The sequence below is a fragment of the Hymenobacter daeguensis genome (assembly GCF_054780555.1).
In genome coordinates, this window is the sequence record NZ_BAAGWC010000030.1 from 14661 (window position 1) to 35426 (window position 20766).

13 protein-coding genes are annotated in these 20766 nt (G+C 62.0%); 9 read left to right on the forward strand and 4 right to left on the reverse strand.

Annotated elements, in window-relative coordinates; translation table 11 throughout:
• Nucleotides 1–82: 82 nt before the first annotated feature.
• Both ACYVHT_RS20420 and ACYVHT_RS20425 read right to left on the reverse strand, forming a co-directional pair.
• Nucleotides 83–553 carry a ribosome maturation factor RimP gene (locus tag ACYVHT_RS20420; RefSeq protein ID WP_460556513.1) on the reverse strand — a complete coding sequence of 157 codons (471 nt, stop codon included), beginning with the start codon at nucleotides 551–553 and terminating at the stop codon, nucleotides 83–85.
• A 116-nt stretch (nucleotides 554–669) separates the two neighbouring features.
• Nucleotides 670–4113, reverse strand: a complete 3444-nt coding sequence (locus ACYVHT_RS20425; protein WP_460556516.1) for a DUF7948 domain-containing protein — start codon at nucleotides 4111–4113, stop codon at nucleotides 670–672.
• A gap of 311 nt (nucleotides 4114–4424) precedes the next feature.
• On the opposite strand from ACYVHT_RS20425, the gene ACYVHT_RS20430 reads away from it, so the two are divergent.
• From ACYVHT_RS20430 to ACYVHT_RS20440, 3 genes are all read left to right on the forward strand, one after another.
• The gene (locus tag ACYVHT_RS20430; protein ID WP_460556519.1) at nucleotides 4425–4961 is read left to right on the forward strand and encodes a DUF2911 domain-containing protein; all 537 of its coding nucleotides are present in this window, start codon (nucleotides 4425–4427) and stop codon (nucleotides 4959–4961) included.
• An 82-nt stretch (nucleotides 4962–5043) separates the two neighbouring features.
• Nucleotides 5044–6081 carry a selenide, water dikinase gene (selD, locus tag ACYVHT_RS20435; RefSeq protein ID WP_460556522.1) on the forward strand — a complete coding sequence of 346 codons (1038 nt, stop codon included), beginning with the start codon at nucleotides 5044–5046 and terminating at the stop codon, nucleotides 6079–6081.
• Nucleotides 6082–6099: 18 nt separating this feature from the next.
• Complete coding sequence (locus ACYVHT_RS20440; protein ID WP_460556525.1) at nucleotides 6100–6693, forward strand: hypothetical protein; 594 nt, start codon at nucleotides 6100–6102, stop codon at nucleotides 6691–6693.
• A gap of 1 nt (nucleotide 6694) precedes the next feature.
• On the opposite strand, the gene ACYVHT_RS20445 is transcribed toward ACYVHT_RS20440, so the two are convergent.
• Complete coding sequence (locus ACYVHT_RS20445) at nucleotides 6695–8083, reverse strand: hypothetical protein (RefSeq protein ID WP_460556527.1); 1389 nt, start codon at nucleotides 8081–8083, stop codon at nucleotides 6695–6697.
• Between the two features lie 214 nt (nucleotides 8084–8297).
• Here ACYVHT_RS20445 and ACYVHT_RS20450 point away from each other — a divergent pair, with 214 nt between their 5' ends.
• The 5 genes from ACYVHT_RS20450 (at nucleotide 8298) to ACYVHT_RS20470 (ending at nucleotide 17605) form a co-directional block, all read left to right on the forward strand.
• On the forward strand, nucleotides 8298–8717 hold the full coding sequence (locus ACYVHT_RS20450; RefSeq protein WP_460556530.1) for a ribosome-binding factor A: 420 nt from the start codon (nucleotides 8298–8300) through the stop codon (nucleotides 8715–8717).
• 83 nt (nucleotides 8718–8800) lie between these two features.
• The gene (locus ACYVHT_RS20455) at nucleotides 8801–9610 is read left to right on the forward strand and encodes a class I SAM-dependent methyltransferase (RefSeq protein ID WP_460556533.1); all 810 of its coding nucleotides are present in this window, start codon (nucleotides 8801–8803) and stop codon (nucleotides 9608–9610) included.
• Nucleotides 9611–9711: 101 nt separating this feature from the next.
• A complete protein-coding gene (locus ACYVHT_RS20460) occupies nucleotides 9712–10944 on the forward strand; it encodes an ABC transporter permease (RefSeq protein ID WP_460556536.1) in 1233 nt (410 codons plus the stop codon).
• A gap of 119 nt (nucleotides 10945–11063) precedes the next feature.
• Nucleotides 11064–14042 carry a DEAD/DEAH box helicase gene (locus ACYVHT_RS20465; protein WP_460556539.1) on the forward strand — a complete coding sequence of 993 codons (2979 nt, stop codon included), beginning with the start codon at nucleotides 11064–11066 and terminating at the stop codon, nucleotides 14040–14042.
• A gap of 629 nt (nucleotides 14043–14671) precedes the next feature.
• Nucleotides 14672–17605 (forward strand): PA14 domain-containing protein, encoded by a 2934-nt coding sequence (locus tag ACYVHT_RS20470; protein WP_460556542.1) that lies wholly within the window; start codon nucleotides 14672–14674, stop codon nucleotides 17603–17605.
• 54 nt (nucleotides 17606–17659) lie between these two features.
• Here the strand turns inward: ACYVHT_RS20470 and ACYVHT_RS20475 are convergent, their stop codons facing one another.
• Nucleotides 17660–18415 carry a phospholipase C/P1 nuclease family protein gene (locus ACYVHT_RS20475; RefSeq protein ID WP_460556545.1) on the reverse strand — a complete coding sequence of 252 codons (756 nt, stop codon included), beginning with the start codon at nucleotides 18413–18415 and terminating at the stop codon, nucleotides 17660–17662.
• A gap of 211 nt (nucleotides 18416–18626) precedes the next feature.
• Here ACYVHT_RS20475 and ACYVHT_RS20480 point away from each other — a divergent pair, with 211 nt between their 5' ends.
• Nucleotides 18627–20681 carry an ATP-binding protein gene (locus tag ACYVHT_RS20480; RefSeq protein WP_460556548.1) on the forward strand — a complete coding sequence of 685 codons (2055 nt, stop codon included), beginning with the start codon at nucleotides 18627–18629 and terminating at the stop codon, nucleotides 20679–20681.
• The last annotated feature ends 85 nt before the right edge of the window (nucleotides 20682–20766 follow it).

Here is a 20766-nt window from a genome sequence, read left to right on the forward strand (position 1 = left end):
CAGGGCTCGGGTAGTAACTGATTTTGATTTCTGACGAAAGCAGCCGTGATAAGATGCTTCCTCCGTCAGCATGACAAAAGATTTACTTAAAGGAGATAACAACCTTGGCCTCTTTAATGTCCCCGAAGGAATAGAAAGCGGCGGGCAGGATGGTTTTCTTGGTTTTTTGCTTGATGACTTCTTCGATTTCGACGCCTTCGGGCGTGGCGGCGGTGAGGGTGCCGGTTTTCTCGGTGCCGTCGGCCAGCTTCAGGGCCAGCGAGCGGCCGATGTGGCGCACGTACTGGCGCGGGTCGGTGAGGGGCTGGTCAGCGCCGGGGCTGGTCACTTCCAGGGAATAGGCCGATTCTTCGCCGTAGTGCTCGTCGATGCGACGAGCCAGGCGGCGGCTGATGGTGGCACACTCGTTGATGCCGAGGCCGGTGGGGCCGTCGAGAATAACGGTGACTTTGGGCAGCACCGAATCGGACACGGTGAGGCCCACAACAAACAGCTCCTGGTCGCTCATGGCGTCCTGGAGCATTTCCAGCAGCAGGTTACGGTCGAAACGCATAATATTTGAGACAAGCGGGCAAAAAAAGAGGGGACTGCGCGTCCCCTCTTTATCAGATTGAATACCAACTTCGGGGCAAAGGTACGACAATTGCCGACCGAATGCAAGATTGGGCTTTAGCGCTGCACTTCGAGCCAGCCCTTGACAATGCCGCCCTGCTCGCCGGCAAAGCGATAATAGTAGGTGCCGCTGGGCAAGCCGGCGGCCGACCAGTCGTTGCGGTAGTGCTCGGCGTGGTACACCTCCTGGCCCCAGCGCGAGAAAACACGCAGGTCGGGCAATTCGCAAAACTGGCGCTGTACGAAGAAATCGTTGAGGCCATCGGCATTGGGGGTGATGATGTTGGGCAGCGGCTGGGCTTCGCCAAGCGTGAAGGCTGCCAGGGGCACGGTGCGCGGGCAGCCGCTTGGGTATTCGATGTGCAGCACGGCGGCGTAGGTGCCGGCCGCGGTGTAGGTATGCGACACGGGCGGGATTCCGTACTGATAGATGGTGGAGGTTTCGCCATCGCCAAAGTCCCAGTAGTACTTCGCCGAATAGTCGGTAGGCACCGAGGGCATTTCCAGGGTATAGGGCGGGAAGCCTGCCTGGTCGGGCCGTAACGGGCAGCGCGGCTGCGGCACCGGGCTGAGGTAAGGCGCATTTGGAATGAGCAGGATGCGTACCGTGCGCTTGCTCACGCAGCCATCGGGGCTATTGAAGCTATAAACCGGGTAGGCAGATAAGGAAGTAGCACTGGCACTGGGGTTGCTGAAAGCGCGGGCCGGGTCGAACCAGCCGCTGGCCGTCACGCCGTAGCCGCTCCAGGTGCCGCCGGCTGGCGTAGACCTGAGCTGAAAGGCTCGGAACGGAAGGCCGCACATTACGGTGTCGGGGCCAGCTTGCAGCGGCGTACCCAGCACCGTGACGGTCAGTGCGCCGCTGCCGCACTGCCCATCCTGGTTGAAGGTGTACGTAATGGTGTGGGTGCCAGGGCCAGCGGCTACCGGCGAAAACCGTCCGTTGGCCACCCCAGGCCCCGAAAAAGAACCGCCGGCCGGCCGGGCGACCAAGGTAATATCAAGCCCGGATGACTGACTGGGGCAGAAGGGCCCGCCAATGGGGTCGATGATGGCAGTAGTCGGAGCAATTACTTTGACTACCAGCCGGCTATTAGGGCATGCCGAGCCGCTGGGCACATTATAGGTCAGCGTGTTATCGCCCAGCAGGCTGGCACTCGGAATAAACTGAAAGCCGCCTCCCGGCGCAGCGACCACCCCGGGCCCACTCCAGGTGCCGCCCACCGGGCTGCCGTTCAGCGGCAAGGAGGCGGCGCCCATGCAGAGCTGCCGGGCACTGGTGTTGGCCTCGGGGGCTACGGCGATTTTCAGCGAGGCGTCGTTGCAGTTGCTGGCGGGTGATGTCGTCGTGTAGAAATGCGCCTGGGCCGGAATGGGAAACGTGTTGCGATAGCCGCTGCAATGGCCGCAAATAGCCTGGTACAACGCCCCATCGGGCCCGAAACGACTGATACCGTGCGTGTGGTCGCCACCGTAGCAGGCGCCAAACTCAAGCGTCCGGCCCTGCGCGCTAAGCCGGGCCACGTAAGTTGCTTCGTAAGGCCGGCTTCCTTCCGTGAGGGGCAGGCCGGTGGTAAGGCCCACCGCCGCCAGGTAAAGGGTGCCGCAGTCGTCGGCGCGGAAGGCCGTCAGGGTCAAATCATTGAAATTGTGCGCCGCACCCAGCGAAGCCGTAAAAAAACTCTGGCTCAAATCAGCCGATAGCTGCTGCACAAACATTCCGCCACCCGACAGGCTGCCCGGCGAACTGGCCACCTGGCCCGTGCTGAGGCCTGCCAGGTAGATAGCAGAGCTGGCATCGGCCTGCACAAATTCCACGGCGTCGGCATCAGCAGTACCGGTGCGGCAGGCATAGCGTAGGGTTTGCCCATCGGCACTGAGGGCAGCCACGAAACCGTCGGCCCCGCCTCTGGCCGCGGGCTGGAAGGCGCCAGCGGTGACCGGAAAGTTGGCGCTGGTGCTGCTGCCGGCCACATACACCAGGCCATTGGGCGCCAGGGTCAGGCCGAAGGCGGTATCGGCAGCGCTGCCGCCCAGGAAGGCGCTCCAGCGCAGGTCGCGCAGGTTGGGCGAGAGCTGGCACACCACGGCATCGGAAAGCCCGCCCCGGTACGAGGGCTGAAAGGAGTTGAGGCCTGGAAAATCCCGGCTGGCCGTTGCGGTGGCGATGTACACATTGCCCTGGGCATCGACCTGCACATCGCCACGCCACGCGGCGAATCCGAGCTGCGGCAGTACCAGCGGCCCGGTGGCCCCATTGAGCCCGCTGAAGGGCAGGCCATCGGTGCCACTCCCACCCAGGTAGGTGGACCCGAGCAGCTGCCGGCCGTCGGCGCTGAGGCGGGCCACAAACAGGTCGGCGCCATTCGGATAGGTGACCCCGTTTTCCGGGATGATGGCCGGCCCGCCCTGAAACCGGCGCGGCGCCAGAAAAGGCCTGGGAAAATCGGCGGAGCCGGTGGTGCCGAGCAATATCAGCTCGCCCTGGGCATCTACTGCCAGGCGGTGGGCGATATCGGTACCGCCACCACCCAGGTAGGTGGCGTAGATGCGGGCCGCCGCCCCCGTCGTGTTGGGATTGTACTTGATGATGGCCACATCAATCGAACCATTGAAACGGGGGTCGAAGGCGCCGGGACTGGTGGGGTAGCCCTGGGCGAAGACCGTGCCGGCCGAGTACAGGTTGCCTTGCCCGTCGTAGGTGGCCGTGTGGCCCCAGTTGTCGGCAGTTGAGCCGGTGTACGTGGCGAATATCACCGTGGGGTCGATGATGAGTGGCCGGGCTTTATCATAAGCCGCCAGCCTGAAGCGCACGGTGTTACCGGTCAGTTCAAAGGCGCAGGCCACTTTTTTTTGCTGGCCGGCGGCGTCGGTTTGCCAGGCACGGGGCGCCAGCTCCGTCACGGTGCCCACGCTGGTGGCAATGCGCAGGTTGCCGTCGGCATCGAGCGCCAGGCCATTGGTGCCTTCGTATTGCAGCGCAATGCTGCCAGGCAGGCCACCGGGCTGCACCGTAAACGTGTATTCGAGTTGGCTGGCCGCATTTTCGTAAAGCCGCAGGCCGATGCCCGGGTACGCGGCCGCGTACTGCACGGCCCGGAAACTTGGCACGTCGCGGGCCCACTTCGTCGAGTCATCGCCGCAGAAATAGTTGCGCCGCTCTGCCGTCAGGTTTTGGCCGCGAGGGTTGGCGCCGGTGCTGCCCAGCAGCTGCACGCGGTAGGCATGGCCCCGTTGCGGTAGCTGGGCCGTGGTATCAGCAGCGGCGGTGCGGTGCGGCCGGGGCGTGGCCAACACATAGGTGAAGCCAGCATCGCCCACAAAGAGCCGACCGCAGGCCAACGGCGCGGCAAAGCGCACGGCCGCCGGCCACTGGCCTTTGTTTTGAATGAATTCGACCGTCGCCGGTTCGCTGGGAGCAGTAGCAACAGGGAAGACGCGGCCAGCAGCGGCGCTCCAACTTAACACCCAGAATAAAAGCAGTGTAGCCGTTTTGAACATACCAGCGTAGCGAAAGAAAGTAGACTATGCTTGCAAGTACCACGACCGGTTTTGCCACCGCAACCCAATAATTACTCTCCTGGGACCTTTGCGCTTGGCCGATTATTGCGTTGGAACGGGCGCAGGCCAGTTTATTTGGGCCAATTATCGGACTTTATGTGTGCGATAATTCTTTGCGCCTCGGCAGCTACCGCCGCAACCTGAGCTCCTGGCCGGAGTCTTTGAAAACCTCAGCGATGCATTGCCGGTTTCCCGGCGCGGGCTGGGTATATTGGTCATCCATCCCCGCTCACTTTTAAGCTTTTAATTTCATGAACACCACTTCATTGCTTCGCCGTGCCGCTTTCGGCCTGACTACGCTGCTGGCCATCAGCACCGCACACGCCCAGACGCCGGCCCCGGCCAAAGACGCCGTGAAACCCAGCCCGGCCGCTACGGCCACCGGCAAAATCGGCGCAACCAATGTGACGGTAAATTACAGCAGCCCCGCCGTGAAGGGCCGCGCCATCTGGGGCGGGCTGGTGCCCTACGGACAGGTGTGGCGGGCTGGAGCCAACGAGGCCACTACGGTAGAGTTCAGCAAAGCCGTGACGGTGGAAGGCAAGCCGCTGCCCGCCGGCAAATACGCCTTCTTTGTGATTCCGACGGAAAAGCAGTGGACGGTGATTTTCAACAAAACCGCGAACCAGTGGGGCGCTTTCAAATACGATGAGAAGCAGGACGCGCTGCGCGTGCTGGTAACGCCGCGCAAGGCCGATACCATGAACGAGCGACTGGTGTACGTGGTGACCCCGGCCGGCCTGGTAATGCGCTGGGACAAGCTGGAGGTGCCGGTCAGCATCAAATAAGCAGCCTAACCATTCCCCTTCAGGCGGGCGGCCCAGCGTGGGCCGCCCGCTTACTTTTGCACCCATCTCACTTCGGAATCTCATGGACTACAAACTCACCCAGTACAGCCACGGCGCGGGCTGCGGCTGCAAAATCGCCCCGGCCGTGCTCGACCAGATGCTGCACACCAGCATTGCCCAGCCGCACCACGACAAGCTGCTGGTGGGCAATGCCAGCCGCGACGACGCGGCCGTGTACGACATCGGCGGGGGCCAGGCGGTGATTTCGACCACCGACTTCTTCATGCCCATCGTGGACGATGCGTATGATTTCGGGCGCATTGCCTCGGCCAATGCCATCTCGGACGTCTACGCCATGGGCGGCCGGCCGCTGCTGGCCATTGCCGTGCTGGGCTGGCCCGTGGACAAGCTGCCGCCCGAAGTGGCGCGGCGGGTGCTGGAAGGCGCCCGCAGCATCTGCGCCGAGGCCGGGATTCCGCTGGCCGGCGGCCACAGCATCGACTCGCCAGAACCGATTTTTGGGCTGGCCGTGACGGGCATGGTTGACATTCAAGACCTGAAGCGAAACGACACCGCCACGGCCGGCTCGGAGCTGTTTCTGACCAAGCCGCTGGGGGTGGGCATTCTGACGACGGCCCAGAAAAAAGGCATTCTGCGCGATGAGGACGCCGCCATCGCGCCGGCCCAGATGATGCAGCTCAATAAAATCGGGGCCGAGCTGAGCAAGCTGCCCGCCGTGACGGCCCTGACCGACGTCACCGGCTTCGGCCTGCTGGGCCACCTGGCCGAAGTGTGCGAAGGCAGCCACCTCACGGCCGAAATCGACTTTTCGAAAGTGCCCCGCATCGCGGCGGCCGAGGCGTACCTGAAGCAGGGCAGCGTGCCCGGCGGCACCGTGCGCAACTGGACCAGCTACGGCCACAAAGTGGCCGCCATCAGCGAGGAGCAGCGGGCCTGGCTCTGCGACCCGCAAACCTCGGGCGGCCTGCTGGTGTGCGTGGAGCCGGGCGGGCGGGCAGCCGTGCAGGCCGTGTTTGAGAAGCACGGGCTGGTGCTGGAAAGCTTCGGCCACCTGCGGGCGCATGCCGATGGCGAGGCCTGGGTGCAGGTGGGGGCGTAGCCTTCACGGTTTCCATTCATGAAATCGACTTTCTTTCGGCCGCTACTCGAAGTGGCCGTGGCGCTGTTTATCTTCATCGGGGCCGCCCGCTGGGTCACGGGCCTGTTCTCGAAGCGCACCCACGTGTACCGGGCCACGGCGGCGCGGCAGCTGCGGCTGCTGTTCTGGCCGCTGCTGGCGCTGGGGGCGGGGCTGAGCGTGCTGCCCGCCGTGGCGATGAGCGAGGGGACGGTCAGCCGCTTCGAGTGGGGGCTGACGGCGGGCTTCCTGCTTTTTACGCTGGGGCTGAGCGGCCCGGCGGTGCTGCTGCACCTGCGCTACTGGCTGCTGAACCACGAAACCACGCTGGTTTTTCAGCCCACCGACAACCGACTGGAAGTGTACGAGGGCGGCCAGCGGCAGCCCTTCGAGCGGCGCGACCTGGCCCGCGTGGAGCGCGTGACGTGCCGGGCCCGCCGCACCTTCTGGGCGAAATACGACTACCTCAGGCTGCACCTGCACGATGGCCGCGTCATCACGCTCACTGCTTTGCTGACGGATTTGGAGACGCTGATGGGTTTCCTGCGCAGCCTGCCCACGGAGCGGCGCACGGCGGCTTGGTGCTGGGCCTGACTCAGGGCCGGCGCCGGTACAGGCCGGGCGTAGCGGTGGCTTCGTAAGCGCCAAAGATATTGGGCAGCAGCTGTTTCAGGCGCGGCACGTGGCGGCCCTGGTCGAGCAGGTAAGCGGGCGGCGTAACGCCCATTTTCTGGGCGACGCGCACCACGGCGGCATATTCGTTCAGGTGGCCGAAATCGACCTGCGAGAGCGTCCAGTCGAGGTAGGGCGTGGCGGGGTGGTTGTTGAAATACGCCCGGTCATCGGGGCCGAGAATGAGCAGGGTTTGGCCGCGCAGCGCCGCATAGCGCGGGTCGGGCTCGATGCCGAAGCTGCTTTCGGCCGGCATGTGCAGCAGGCTTTCGAGGCGGGGCACCTGGGCCCGGTAGCGCAGCACCACCACGGCGTTGATGATGAGCAGCAGCAGCAGCTCCAGCAGCCAGCTCTGGCGGTAGCGCTGCCACAGAAACAGGCTGAAATAAGCCAGCGGCGGCAGCAGCAGCACCAGCACCCCCGGCGCCGCCCCGCGCTCCACGGCCGCCGCCGCAATGGCCACCACCAGCCACACCAGCATCAGCTGCCGGAACTTCACCTGAAACACCAGGCCCAGCGTGGTGCCCAGCGAGCGCAGCAGCGCCAGCGCCAGCACCACGCCGGGCACTATCAGCAGGCGCAGCTGCAGGCCGGCTGGCAGGCCACTGGCAATAAGGTCGGTGAGGCCGGGCTGGAGGTGGAACTGCCCAAATTCCGGCAGCGCCTCATTGTAAGCCAAAAACGTGGCCACCAGCGCATACGGAAAGAAAAACCCGCACAGCAGCAGCAGCGCGCTCCGAAAGGAATTGGCCGCGAAGATGAGCACCGCAAACAAGCCCACCAGCACAAACAGGCTCAGCGGCAGGTAGCACAGCGCCCCCAGCCCAATCAGAAACCCGGCCCGGAACAGGCGGCGGTTGTCGTAGCCCTCCCGCGAGGTGGGCAGCAGCGCGCTCAGGGCAAACACGATGAACGTGTGCCCCAGCAGCAGCGGCGAGAGCGCATCCAAATCGGTGCTCACGCTGCCCACCAGCAGGTAGGTCAGGGCCACGGTGTAGCCGCGCTCGGGGTGCACGTCGTAGCGGTTGAGCACCACGTTCAGGCGCAGGGCCTGCAGCAGCAGCAGCACCAGCGCCCCCACCCGGTAGAGCCACACCGGGCGCGCCAGCACGGCATCGAGCGCGGCGAAGGCGGCGGCGGCCAGCGGCGCGGTGCCGTCGTAGAGGTCGCGGTAGGGCATTGCCCCGCCGTGCAGCCGCTCGCCCACCAGCAGCGCCCGCAGCTCGGCGGCCGTGAGGGGCAGGCCCAGCCACAGCAGCGGCAGGCGCAGGGCCAGCACCAGTATCAGCAGCGCCAAGAGCTGGGCCGGCAAAGAGCTTTTGAAAAAGCGAAGCAAAGGGGAACGGGAAACAGAGAAAACGGGATGGGGCAAAGGTACCTGTGGGTTTCTGTTGCTTCCCATAGCACCGAAGCGGCAGAACGGCCAGTGGCTGGCCGCTGCTTGCTTTGCAGCCGCCCATTTCTCCGGTCCCTTTTGCCTTATCCCTTAAACCCTTCTCTCCTATCCCGTACCTTTGCCGGTCATTATGGAAAGTAAACGACAACAAAAAATGGCCAGCCTGCTGCAACAGGAGCTGGCGGCCGTGCTGCAGCGCGACCTGCCCCACCTGTTCGGCGGGGGCCTGGCGCCCGGCATCAGCACGGTGAAGGTGACGCCCGACCTGGGCCAGGCCCGTGTGTACCTCAGCCTGCTGCTGGGCGGCGATGCCAACGAGCGCCTCGCCATTATCAAGGACAACGCCAAGGAAATCCGCCACGCCCTGGCCAAGCGCATCCGCAAAACGGCCCGCGTGGTGCCCGAACTCATCTTCTTCCACGACGACAGCGCCGCCTACGCCGCCCATATGGACCAGGTGCTGGGCACCCTCACCATCCCGCCCGCGCCCAAAGACGCCGACGAAGACGAGGAGAAACCCGCCCGCCCGCGCCTGTTCAAAGGCGAATGAGTGAGTGGGTGAATGGGTGAATGTTTCATTGCCTGTTTGCCCATTGCCTCATTTCCCCATTCACTCATTCCCCCAGTCACCCATTGTATTACGACCCGATAAAGAAATCGCTCGGCCAGGTATTTAACCGCACGCCGTGGCTGCGCCGGCTGTTCTACCACCTGCTCGACCTGCTGCTGCTCCGCACCTGGCACGTGCACCGCGAGCTGCGCCAGTGGGCCAGGGGCCGCACCCAGGAGCCGTTGCACATCCTCGATGCGGGCTCCGGCTACGGGCAGTACACCTACTGGCTGAGCAGCCTGAGCGCGAAGTGGAACATTCTGGCCGTGGACGTGAAGGAGGAACAGGTAGCCGATTCCAACCAGTTTTTCCGGGAGATTGGCCGCCAAAACGTGCAGTTTGCCGTGCAGGACCTCGTGCTTTATCAGGAGCCCAATTCCTTCGACCTGGCCTTGTCCGTTGATGTGATGGAGCACATTCTGGAAGACGTGGAGGTGTTTCGCAACATCCACGCCTCGCTGAAAGACGGCGGCATGCTGCTCATTTCCACGCCCAGCGACCAGGGCGGCTCCGACGTGCACGACGACGGCGAAACCAGCTTCATCGAGGAGCACGTGCGCGATGGCTACAACATCCGCGAGATTCAGCAGAAGCTCAGCACCGCCGGCTTCGAGCGCATCGAGGCGCGCTACAGCTACGGCGAGCCCGGCCAGATTTCCTGGCGCCTGAGCATGAAATACCCCATTCTGATGCTGGGCAAGTCGCGGCTGTTTTTCCTCATCCTGCCGTTCTACTACCTTGTGGTGTTCCCGTTCTGCCTGCTGCTGAACTGGTTCGATGCCCGCACCAAGCACGACTCCGGCACCGGCCTCATCGTGAAAGCCTGGAAGTAAGCTGTCGGGCCTGTTAGGATAGGTGTTGGGGCAGGCGGTAGCTTTACCCGGAATTGATTAACCCTGAAATGTCCACCCGCGTACCCTACCAAACTTTATAGGTGAACGTTCCTCTCCTCATTGCCCGGCGCTACTTCCGCTCCAAGAACAAGCGCAACATCATCACCATCATTTCCAACATTTCGATGATTGGGGTGGCGGTGGGCACGGCCGCGCTCATCATTGTGCTGTCGGTGTTCAACGGGCTCGAGGACCTGGTGCGTACGCTCTACGGCAAGTCCGACCCCAACCTGGTCATCTCGGCCGCCAAGGGCAAGGCCTTTCCCGTGGACCGCACCTTTCTGATGAAGCTGGAAAACACGCCCGGCGTGGCCCTGCTCACCGAAGTCATCGAGGACAACGCCCTGCTGCAATACCACGACCGCCAGATGGTGGTGAAAATGCGCGGCCTGAGCGACAACTACTTCGGCCAGAGCCAGATTGACGCCAACATCCGCGAGGGCGACCACCGCCTGCGCCGCGACAGCACCGAGCTGGCCCTGGTGGGCGCCGGCGTGCAGCACGAGCTCAGCATCACGCTCAACAACCGCCTGGCGCCCATGCGCCTGCTCTACCCGCGCAACACGCCGGGCAAAAAATCGCTCAGCATCGACCCCAGCAAGGCGTTCAACGAGGAGAACCTGATTGCGGGCGGCGTGTTTCTCATCGAGCAGCACATCGACGACAGCTACATTTTCGTGCCGCTCACCTTCGCCCAGCGCCTGCTGGGCTACGGCACGCGCCGCACCGCCCTCTACGTGAAAGTGGGCCAGAGCTTCGAGATTGAGCAGGTGAAGGAAGTGCTCCGCAAGCAGCTTGGCCCCGCCTTCAAGGTTCAGGACTCGGACGAGCAGCACGTCAGCCTGTTCAAGGCCATTAAGGTGGAGAAGCTGTTTGTGTTCATCACCTTCACGCTCATCCTGCTCATTGCTTCGCTCAACATCTTTTTCTCGCTCTCGATGCTGGTCATCGACAAAAAGAAAGATATTTCGGTGCTCTTGGCCATGGGGGCCAGCCAGAAGGCGGTGCGGCGCACGTTCTTGTACGTAGGCGCCATTGTGGCGCTGGTGGGGGCCACCGTAGGGCTGGTGGTAGGCGTGAGCCTTTGCTGGCTGCAGCAGCGCTTCGGCTTTGTGAGCATGGGCATGGCCACGAGCGTGGTGGATGCCTATCCGGTAAAAATTCAGTCCACCGACCTCATTTTTACCTGTCTGTCTATTATCCTCATCACGCTGGCCGTGAGCATTCGCCCCGCCCTGAATGCCAGCCATTTGGATTTGCGAGAGAATTTATAGCATTGTATAAATTCAAAAAAGCATAACCCGGCCCCGTGTGCGTGCATGCGGCCGGCAGCGAAATAATACTCCGTCATATCCGCTTTCGGCCTTACCTTGCGCTTTCCGCGTGCCCGGCTATGAAAGTATCTACCGCTGAACCGTTTCAAATCGTCTACTCGCTCTTCGAGCACGAGTTTCTCGGCCACTTGTTTGCGGCCTACGTGGTGCAGCTGGGGCCGCGCGGCCAGCTCACGCTGCAGCACCAGACGGTATCGGGCAAAAACGCCCACGAGTTTGCCGCCGCGCTTGACGCCACTGATTTTGAGTTGGTTGAGCTCTGCGACCAGATTCAGCAGGAAGCCGTGGTGAAGGAATTCTGGCCCCGCAAAATTGCCACGGCCGAATTCTTCCTGAAGACCTACCACGCGGAGAAGGGCGACAAGCCCATGCAGGAAGCAATTGCCAAATACGTGCAGGCGCGCATGGCCGGTCTGCTGGCGCGCCTGGCCGGCAAGCGCGTATTCATTATGGGCCGCGACGGCGAGCCCACCTGGCGCGAGATTGGCATGGCCCCGGCCAAGGCTTCCATCCTCTTTCATTTTCGCCGCAACGAGGAAGGCACGCACTACTTCCCCACCATTCAGTACCAAGGGCAGAAGCTTGATTTTCAATACAAGGATGCCGTGCTGGTGTGCCTGCAACCGGCCTGGCTGCTGCTCAACGACCTGCTCTATTCCTTCCGCACCGACGTGGACGGGCGCAAGCTGCTGCCCTTTTTAAAGAAGAAGTTCATTGTGGTGCCCCGGCAGGTGGAGGAAAGCTATTTCCAGAAGTTCGTGGCCCCGCTCATGGAGTCGTTTGAGGTGCACGCGCGCGGGTTCGACATTCGCTCGGAGCGCTACGTGGCGCGGCCCCGCCTCACGTTCAGCGATGCCATTCCGGCACCGCCGATGCCCGAGGCACCCGTGCGCCCGCCCGGCCCGCCGCGCCGGGGCCGCATTCCGCTGCCCAAGCCCATTGCCCCCCTGCTCACCGGCGCCGAAACCGAGCAGATTCATTTCGAGCTCAGCTTTCGCTACGGCCCGCACCTGATGCCCCTCGGCAACGACAAGCCAGTGAGCGTCCGCCTTGAGAAAACCGCCGACAGCTACGTTTTCCATCGCCTGCTGCGCAGCCCCGAACAGGAAAGCAGCACCGTGGAAGAGCTGCGGGCCCGCCAGCTGTCGGTCGACAAAGGCCATGCTACCTTGCCCAAAGGCCAGGCCTTTAAGTGGCTGCACGACAATGCGGCGGCACTCACCGAACTCGGCTACACTGTGGAAGCGGCCACAACGGCCAGCAAAAACTACTTCATCGGGCCCACCAGCGTGCAGGTGGGCATCCAGGAAGCCGGCGACTGGTTTGACGTGCGCGGCACGGTGCGCTTCGGCGATATTGAGATTCCGTTTATCCGCTTGCGTGGCCATATTCTGCAGCGCCGCCGCGAGTTCAAGCTGCCCAACGGCCAGATTGCCATCATTCCCGAAGAGTGGTTTACAGACTACCTGGAGCTGTTTGCCTTCGGCGAAGAAACCGAGGACGGCCTGAACCTGCGCCGCCACCACCTGGCCCTGGTAGCGGACTTGCAAAGCAATGAACTGGCCACCGTGCGCATGGGCCGCAAGCTGGCCAGGCTGCGCGACTTTGCCGAAGTGGAAGACCATCCCCTGCCCGCCGGCTTCCAGGGCGAATTGCGGCCCTACCAAAAAGCGGGCTACAACTGGCTGCGCTTCGTGCAGGACTACCACTTCGGGGGCTGCCTGGCCGACGACATGGGCCTGGGCAAAACCGTGCAGACCCTGGCCATGCTCCAGCACCGCCGCGAAAGCGGCGAGGCGCAGGGCGCGGCCTCGTTGCTGGTGCTACCTACCTCGCTGGTATTCAACTGGCTGAACGAGGCCCAGAAATTCACGCCCGACCTGCGGGTGCTGGCCTATACCGGCACTTACCGCGACAAAAACCCCGACCGCTTCGCCGACTACGACGTGGTGCTGACCAGCTACGGCATTGTGCGGCTCGATACGGAGCTGCTGGCCAGCTATAAGTTTGATTACGTGATTCTGGACGAGTCGCAGGCCATCAAGAATCCGTCGAGTACGACTTCGCAGGCCGTGCGGCAGCTGCGCTCCAAGCACCGGCTCATTCTCACGGGCACGCCCGTGGAAAACAGCACGATGGACCTGTGGTCGCAGATGTCCTTTATCAATCCGGGCTTGCTGGGCACGCAGGCGTTTTTCCGCAAGGAATTCCTCAAGCCCATCGAGAAGAACCAGGACGAAGGCCGGACCCGCCGGCTGCATGCCCTCATCAAACCGTTCATTCTGCGGCGCCACAAGGCTCAGGTAGCCAAGGAATTGCCGGCAAAAACAGAGCAACTCAGCTACTGCCAGATGACGGAGGAGCAGGCCCACGCCTACGAAGAAACCAAAAGCTTCTACCGCAATAAGATTCTGCGCAATCTGGACGAGCATGGCCCGGCCAGCACGCAGTTTTTGCTGTTGCAGGGCCTCACCCGCCTGCGCCAGATTGCCAACCACCCGCGCCTGGCCGACGAAGCCTATGTGCACGAATCGGGCAAGCTGCGAGAAGTATTGCGCATGATTCGCAACGTGGTGGCCGAAGGGCACAAAGTATTGGTATTTAGCCAGTTTGTGCAACACCTTGCCTTGGTGCGTGCTGCGCTCGATGAGCGGCAGATGGAATATGCCTACCTCGACGGTGCCACCCGCGACCGGCCCGCCGAAGTAGCTCGCTTTCAGAAAAATGAAGAGTTAAAAATCTTCCTCATCAGCCTGAAGGCCGGCGGCGTAGGCCTTAATCTCACAGCTGCCGACTATGTTTTCATTCTCGACCCGTGGTGGAATCCGGCCGTGGAAGCCCAAGCCGTAGACCGTGCCCACCGCATCGGCCAGCAGCGCCCGGTATTCACCTACAAGTTCATTACCCAGAACACCGTTGAGGAGAAAATTCTGGCACTGCAGCGCCGTAAGCTGGCCCTGGTGAGCGAGCTTATCGCGACCGATGAAGCGGTGATTAAGCACCTCACCAGAGCCGACATTGAGGAATTGCTTGGCTAATCCAAAGAATAATAATTAATATATTAAGCTATACAAATTAATATTTGCGTATTCTGCTGCCAGAGGCTGCAGGCTTTCAAAACAATTGCCCGACCTATGCTAATCCACAACCTGCTTATTAATGAGCCGGAAAGTGGATTTTTTTTTGTCAAAAGCAAAAAAAAGCTCCCAGTCCGCTTGTCTGGCCAAAAAAATATTGAACAATTCGGAGTCCAATAGCTGAACAGCTAATACGATTTGAAATATGCCTTGCATTGTGCTTTACCCGAAAGTACAATTTACACTTATTTGTTTATCAGCTATTTGTATGTGCAATGCTGTTGCCCGCAGCATTCAGCAGCCACTTTTAGCTTAAAATAGTCATAATAATTATTACAAGAGGCTTGCGGGGAGAAGTAGCGCCTGTAGCGAAGAGTGTCGTATGGTAAAAATGCCGTTTTTAGAAAAATAATACAATTTATCACCAGATTATTCAGTCAATTTGAATCATTTTTATCCGATTTTGGGAATCAATCTTTTTCCACTGCTTTGATTTTAAAATCCCCGCCTCTAACTTAGTGGAATTGTATCCTACCAATACAGTATAAGCAATGCTAAAATGAATCCTTAACCATAAAGTACCATTTTTCTTGAAACGCATCTTTATAACCTTGCTCCTGGTAGTTAGTCACTCCATTTTTTATGCCTGTGGCCAGGCTCCTGCTCAAACGGCCAACGACTACATCCGCCCCTATACAGAAGCTTTTCAATACGGCAGCAACCTGGGCTTTTACAATAACAGCTGGACCGATGAGAGCTTGGCTACCATTGCCCAGGCGGCAGGGGCGCACTCGCTCCGGCCCACCCTGCCGGAGTCCTTTCTGGAAACATATGGCTATAATGTGCGGGCCAACACCTTCAACACCTATGTGAATACCCTGGGCATGAAGGAAATGACCTGCTTTGTGGAAGGGCCTTCGCCGGCGCACCGCGACATGACAGTGTATCCGACAGCCCCGGGGCCATCGAAGCTGTTTGCACACATGTACGAGCCCATCTGGAACACCGACGGGACGGTGAACCAGAACAACTACTATGCTTACTACCTCTACCGGCTGCTTCAGATATACGGCGACAAGGTGCGCTACTGGGAAGTGGTGAACGAGCCGGACTTCAGCTACTCGGGCAGCATCGACGACTGGACAACCCGCGCTCCGCAGCCGGGCGAGCTGTTTAACCTGCACGCCCCCATCTTCCACTATGTGAGAATGCTGCACATCAGCTACGAGGTGATTAAGAAGTATCATCCGGAGGCGTATGTGACGGTGGGCGGCGTGGGCTACCCGCAGTTTGTGGATGCCCTGCTGCGCTACACCGAAAACCCCGTGGATGGCAGCGTCACCGCGCAGTATCCCAACAAGGCCGGCGCTTACCTCGATGCGCTGAGCTTCCACAGCTACCCTACCTACTCGCTGCACTACTGGGACACGGCGTTGAATGCCTTCCGCTACACCCGGACGTCGGACTACGCGGCCAGCAAGGTGATGGCCGATAAGCAGGCCATGGTGGACGTGATGGCCCGCTACGGCTACGGCACCACCTACCCGGCCAAGCAGTTGCTGATATCGGAAACCAACGTGAGCCGCCGCACCTCCGGCGACCGCACGGGCTCGGATGAGTCGCAGCGTAATTTTGGCATTAAAACACTGGTACTGGCCCAGAAAAACGCCATTACGCAGCTGTACTACTATGCGCTGGGCGAGGCCGTGGATGCGCCGGCAGAAGGCGTTTCGGTATCGGGCAACGACGAGTTCGGGCTGATGGGCCTTTACCAGAACCTCACCACCATTGCCCCGGGGGCCGAGCGCCTCACCAACCTAGGCCAGGCGTTTCAAACGACTTCTTCGCTGCTGTATGAAGCGCGCTACGATGCCGCCCGCACGGCGGCCCTGGCCCTGCCCAGCAACATAGAGGGCGCGGCGTTTAATAAAAACGGCACTTACTACTATGTACTGTGGGCCAAAGCCCTGGTGGACGACTCGGAGGTGGCCAGTGCCACGTATTCCTTCCCCACAGCCCTGAACATGACCAACGTGAACCGCTACGAGTGGAATTACTCGGTCACATCGGTGAAGACTACCCAGGCCGCGCGCAGCATCAGCCTCACCAGCTCGCCGGCGTTTTTTACGGAAGCGCCGAGCGGGACGGTTGTCACACCGCCCACTCAGGGGTCTTCGAGTGGCTGCTCGGGCACGGGCTCGCTGGACCGGGAGCAGTGGAATAACATCTGGGGCAGCAGTGTGGCCAGCATTCCGCTGACTACCACGGCCACCAGCAACGCGCCGCTAACGCAATTTGAGGCTTCTTCGGCCACAGATTATAACTACGGGGCCCGCCTGCGCGGCTACGTTTGCCCGCCCCAGAGCGGCAGCTACACTTTCTTCGTGACCGGCGACGACCAGGCTGAGCTCTACCTCAGCACTGATGCCGACCCGGTCCATGCCGTGCGCATTGCCTCGTGCAGCAACTGGATTGCTTCGGCCCACGACTTCTACCGCTACGCCAGCCAGCAGTCGGCGGCCATCACGCTGCAGGCCGGCACGCGCTACTACATCGAGGCCCGCCACAAGCAGGGCTGGGGGCCCGGCTACGTGGCCGTGGCCTGGCGCAAGCCCAACGGCACCACCGAAGAGCCCATTCCCGGCACCGCCCTCATTCCGTTTTCGGCGGCAGTGATTCCTCCGGCTGCGGAAACCACGCCGGCCAATGGCTGCACGGGCACCGGCACGCTGCTGCGCGAGCAGTGGGACAATGCCAATGGCAGCACGGTGGCCAGCATTCCGCTGACGACGGCTCCGACCAGCAGCGCGCCGCTAACGCAGTTTGAGGCTTCTTCGACCACGGCTTATAACTACGGGGCCCGCCTGCGCGGCTACGTTTGCCCGCCCCAGAGCGGCAGCTACACTTTCTTCGTGACCGGCGACGACGCGGCCGAGCTCTGGCTGAGCACCGATGCCGACCCGGCCCATGCCGTGCGCATTGCCTCGTGCTCCGGCTGGATTTCCTCCATTCACGATTTTTACCGCTATGCCAGCCAGCAGTCGGCGGCCATCACGCTGCAGGCCGGCACGCGCTACTACATCGAGGCCCGCCACAAGCAGGGCTGGGGGCCCGGCTACGTGGCCGTGGCCTGGCGCAAGCCCAACGGCACCACCGAAGAGCCCATTCCCGGCACCGCCCTCATTCCGTATGTGGCCACGGCTGCCCGGGGCGTGGCGGGGGGAAGCGTAGCCACTGCCACTGCCGGCGCCCAAAGCGCCCAGCCGGTTCTCAATGTATTTCCGAACCCGTTTACCAAAGAGGCGACCGTGCAGTTCAGCACGGCACAGAGCGGCAAGGTTGAGCTGGCGCTTTACGACCTGCAAGGCCGGCTGGTGAGCAAGTTTTTCGCGACGGAAGCCGTGGCTGGCGTGATGCAGAACGCACGACTGGACGTGCCCAACCTGAGCAACGGCGTGTATTTACTCAAAATGACTACGCCCACGCGGGTGCTGACCCAACGGGTGACGCACGCAGGCAAATAGCCCCGCCGGCCCACTGCCCGCCCGCCACGAAGCTGGCCTGCGCCCCACGCCTTCTCAGGGCCGGGCACGGGCCAGCTTCATGCGTTTGGCATAGCCCGAAGCCACCAGCACGCCCACCAGCCCGGCCGAGATGGCAGCAATGCTGCCGTCTATCAGCGCGGGGCCGATGGCCAGCACCCACTCGACCAGCAGCGCAAACGCGACCAGGGCCGCCAGCCCCCAATACCGGCCCATGGCGGCAGGCGGCACCACGGCCACCCGGCCCGGGCGCACAGGCATCAGCCAGATGGCCAGCCCGATTACAATTGCGCCCACCACGGTGCTTACGGCGGCCAGGATGTCGAACAGCGCTATTTCCGTACCGTTCCAGTCCAGGGTGTCGTTCAGCATCGGTATCAGGCGGGTCATCAGGGCATTGCGATGCGTGAAGCTGTCCCACAGCAAATGCAGCGCGGCCCCCACCACAATGCTGGCAAGCACGCCGGCATAATGCTGCCGGAAATAGGCCAGCCAGCTGAAACGCGCAAAGCTGCCCAGCCGGCGCTGCAAAGCCAGTGGCAGGTGCGCCAGCAGCGGCTCGCGCACCACCGCATGAAACAGGAAGGCCAGGGCCAGGGCCACCGGGCAGCTGAAGTAAAAGATACTGGCAAAGCTGTGGCTGTATTCGCTGGCCAGCCGCAGCCGGAAAAACTTTTCGAAATCGGGCGCGATGCTGCCCGTAATCAGCCCCGTGGCCGATAGCCAGCGGTGCCGGGGCCGGGCGTGCAGCAAGGGGATAATCAGGGCCGGGTGCGAAAACGTAAAGGGCATATCATAGAGAAAAAACCGTATTTTCTTTGTCGGGCAGCCGCCTCGTCTCAAATCTACCGCTCATTGCCCCGGTTCGCCATTGCCTGCACCGGAGGCCGGACCACAAGCCAACGTAAACGTCATCCATTGGTTAAAATTGCTTTATTTGCGTTTTGGAGTTTCCTGTCTTTAATTAGGGGTGCTTGCTACCGGCCAACTTTTTTCCCTTTGTATGAGCCCAGAAGCAATATTGGCGGCTGAACGCCAGCGCCGTGAGGCCGCCGAGGCGGAGGTACTGCACCTCCGCGCCCAGCTCAGCGCCCTCACCGCAGAAAAGGCGGCCAGCACCCCAGCCGTGACCGATGCCGTGCACCTGGCCCGCGTCACAAGCCAGCTCAGGCATGCCGAGCAGCTGCTGGAAGACCAGCAAAGCCTGGTGCGCCAGGTCATCGACAACAGCCCCAACTTGGTGTATGTAGAGGACGAAACCGGCCAGCGCATCCTGGCCAACCAAGCCTATACCACGCTGCTGGCCCAGCAAGCGCCGGCCGCTGCCGGGGCCCTGCCCGCCAGCCCCCCTTTCAGCGTTCCGGACGTGCCCACTTCTTTTGAGGAGTGCTTTCACCTGCGCGATGGGCGCACGGTGTGGTACTACACCACCAAAAGCCTGCTGGTACGCACCGACGGCTCGCGCTACGTGCTCACGTTCTCGTCCGACATTACCGACCTGAAGGAGGCGCACCGGGTGGCCGAGGAGTCGGTGCGGGCCAAGCAGGTGTTCATGGCCAACATGAGCCACGAAATCCGCACGCCGCTGCACGGCGTGATGGGCCTGAGCGAGCTGCTGCAAAAAGGGCCGTTGTCGGCGGAGCAGGCCGACTATGTGGACATGATTCAGTCCAGCACCGCCAACCTGCTGGTGGTTATCAACGACATCCTCGACTTCACCAAGATGGAAGCCGGGGCCATTCGGCTGGAGAGCATTCCGTTCGACATTCTCAAGACGGTGCAGGAAGCGGTGCGCTCGCTCATCTTCAAATCGGACGAGAAGGGCCTGCTGCTGCGCATCGAATACCTCGGCGACGACCTGCCGCTGGCCCAGGGCGACCCCTTCCGGCTGCATCAGGTGCTGGTGAACCTGATTAGCAACGCCATCAAGTTCACGCACCGCGGGGCCATCACCATCACCATCGATGCCCGGCAGCGGGCCGGCCTGTCGCTGCCCATCACCTTCAGCGTGGCCGACACCGGCATCGGCATCAGCGCCGACAACCTGGAGCACGTGTTCAGCAGCTTCCGGCAGGCCGACAGCAGCATTCCGCGCCTGTACGGCGGCACGGGGCTGGGCCTCACCATCTGCAAAAACCTGGTGGAGCTGCAGGGCGGCCACATGGGCGTGCGCAGCGAGCCGGGCCAGGGCAGCTGCTTCTTCTTCACGCTGCCCTACACCGTGAGCGAGGGCCTGCTGGTGAAGGAGCCCACGGCCGTGCAGCAGCCCGACCTGCTGCAGGGCCTGACGGTGCTGCTGGCCGAAGACAACGGCGTGAACCAGCTCATTGCCGTGTCGATGCTGGGCCAGTGGCAGGTGCAGGTCGACATTGCCCAGAACGGCGTGGAGGCCCTGAACAAGGCCCTGACCCAACCTTACGACCTGATTCTGATGGACATTCAGATGCCGCAGGTGGATGGCCTGGAGGCCACGGCGCAGCTGCGGGCCACGCCCGGCCCCAACCAGCATACCCCCGTGGTGGCCCTGACGGCCGATGCCATTCAGGTCAACGCCGGGTCGGCGGCGGCGCAGGGGTTCAGCAACTTCCTCATCAAGCCCTACAGCGAGATGGCGCTCTACAAAATGCTGGCCCAGGTGAGCAAGCGCGCCCACGGCCTGCCCCAGGAGCTGGCACTGCCCGCACCGGTGCCCGCCAACCTGCGCAAGCTGCACTACGACTTTCTGCTGCTAGGCAAGCTGGCCACCGACACCGAGTTTATCCGCCAGATGCTGGAGCTGTTCGTGAGCCGGGTGCCCCACCAGGTGCAGGCCCTGCACGAAGCCATTGAGCAGAAAAGCTGGCGGGCCGCCGCCCGCGAGGCGCACAGCCTGAAGACCACCTTCGGCAGCCTCAACATTCAGCCGGAAACTGAATACCTGAAAAAAATAGAAAAGCTGGCCGAAGCCGACGCGCCGCACGAAGAATTCCGGCCGCTCATCAGCGCGGTGCGCAAGGCGACGCAACACTTTACCGACATTTTCACGGAAGAGCTGGAGCAGCTTTCCCAGATTTCGTAGGCCGTGCCGGGCAATGGCGGGATTAAGACGCAAAAAAATTATGAAACAATCCGGATATATTGGGCAGTCGGATATATCCAATAAT

Coding starts and splice junctions, on each gene's coding strand:
- ACYVHT_RS20425 (WP_460556516.1), bottom strand. CDS start 4,113: ATGTTCAAAACGGCTACACTGCTTTTATTCTGGGTGTTAAGTTGGAGC.
- ACYVHT_RS20430 (WP_460556519.1), top strand. CDS start 4,425: ATGAACACCACTTCATTGCTTCGCCGTGCCGCTTTCGGCCTGACTACG.
- ACYVHT_RS20465 (WP_460556539.1), top strand. CDS start 11,064: ATGAAAGTATCTACCGCTGAACCGTTTCAAATCGTCTACTCGCTCTTC.
- ACYVHT_RS20440 (WP_460556525.1), top strand. CDS start 6,100: ATGAAATCGACTTTCTTTCGGCCGCTACTCGAAGTGGCCGTGGCGCTG.
- ACYVHT_RS20450 (WP_460556530.1), top strand. CDS start 8,298: ATGGAAAGTAAACGACAACAAAAAATGGCCAGCCTGCTGCAACAGGAG.
- ACYVHT_RS20475 (WP_460556545.1), bottom strand. CDS start 18,415: ATGCCCTTTACGTTTTCGCACCCGGCCCTGATTATCCCCTTGCTGCAC.
- ACYVHT_RS20480 (WP_460556548.1), top strand. CDS start 18,627: ATGAGCCCAGAAGCAATATTGGCGGCTGAACGCCAGCGCCGTGAGGCC.
- selD (WP_460556522.1), top strand. CDS start 5,044: ATGGACTACAAACTCACCCAGTACAGCCACGGCGCGGGCTGCGGCTGC.
- ACYVHT_RS20420 (WP_460556513.1), bottom strand. CDS start 553: ATGCGTTTCGACCGTAACCTGCTGCTGGAAATGCTCCAGGACGCCATG.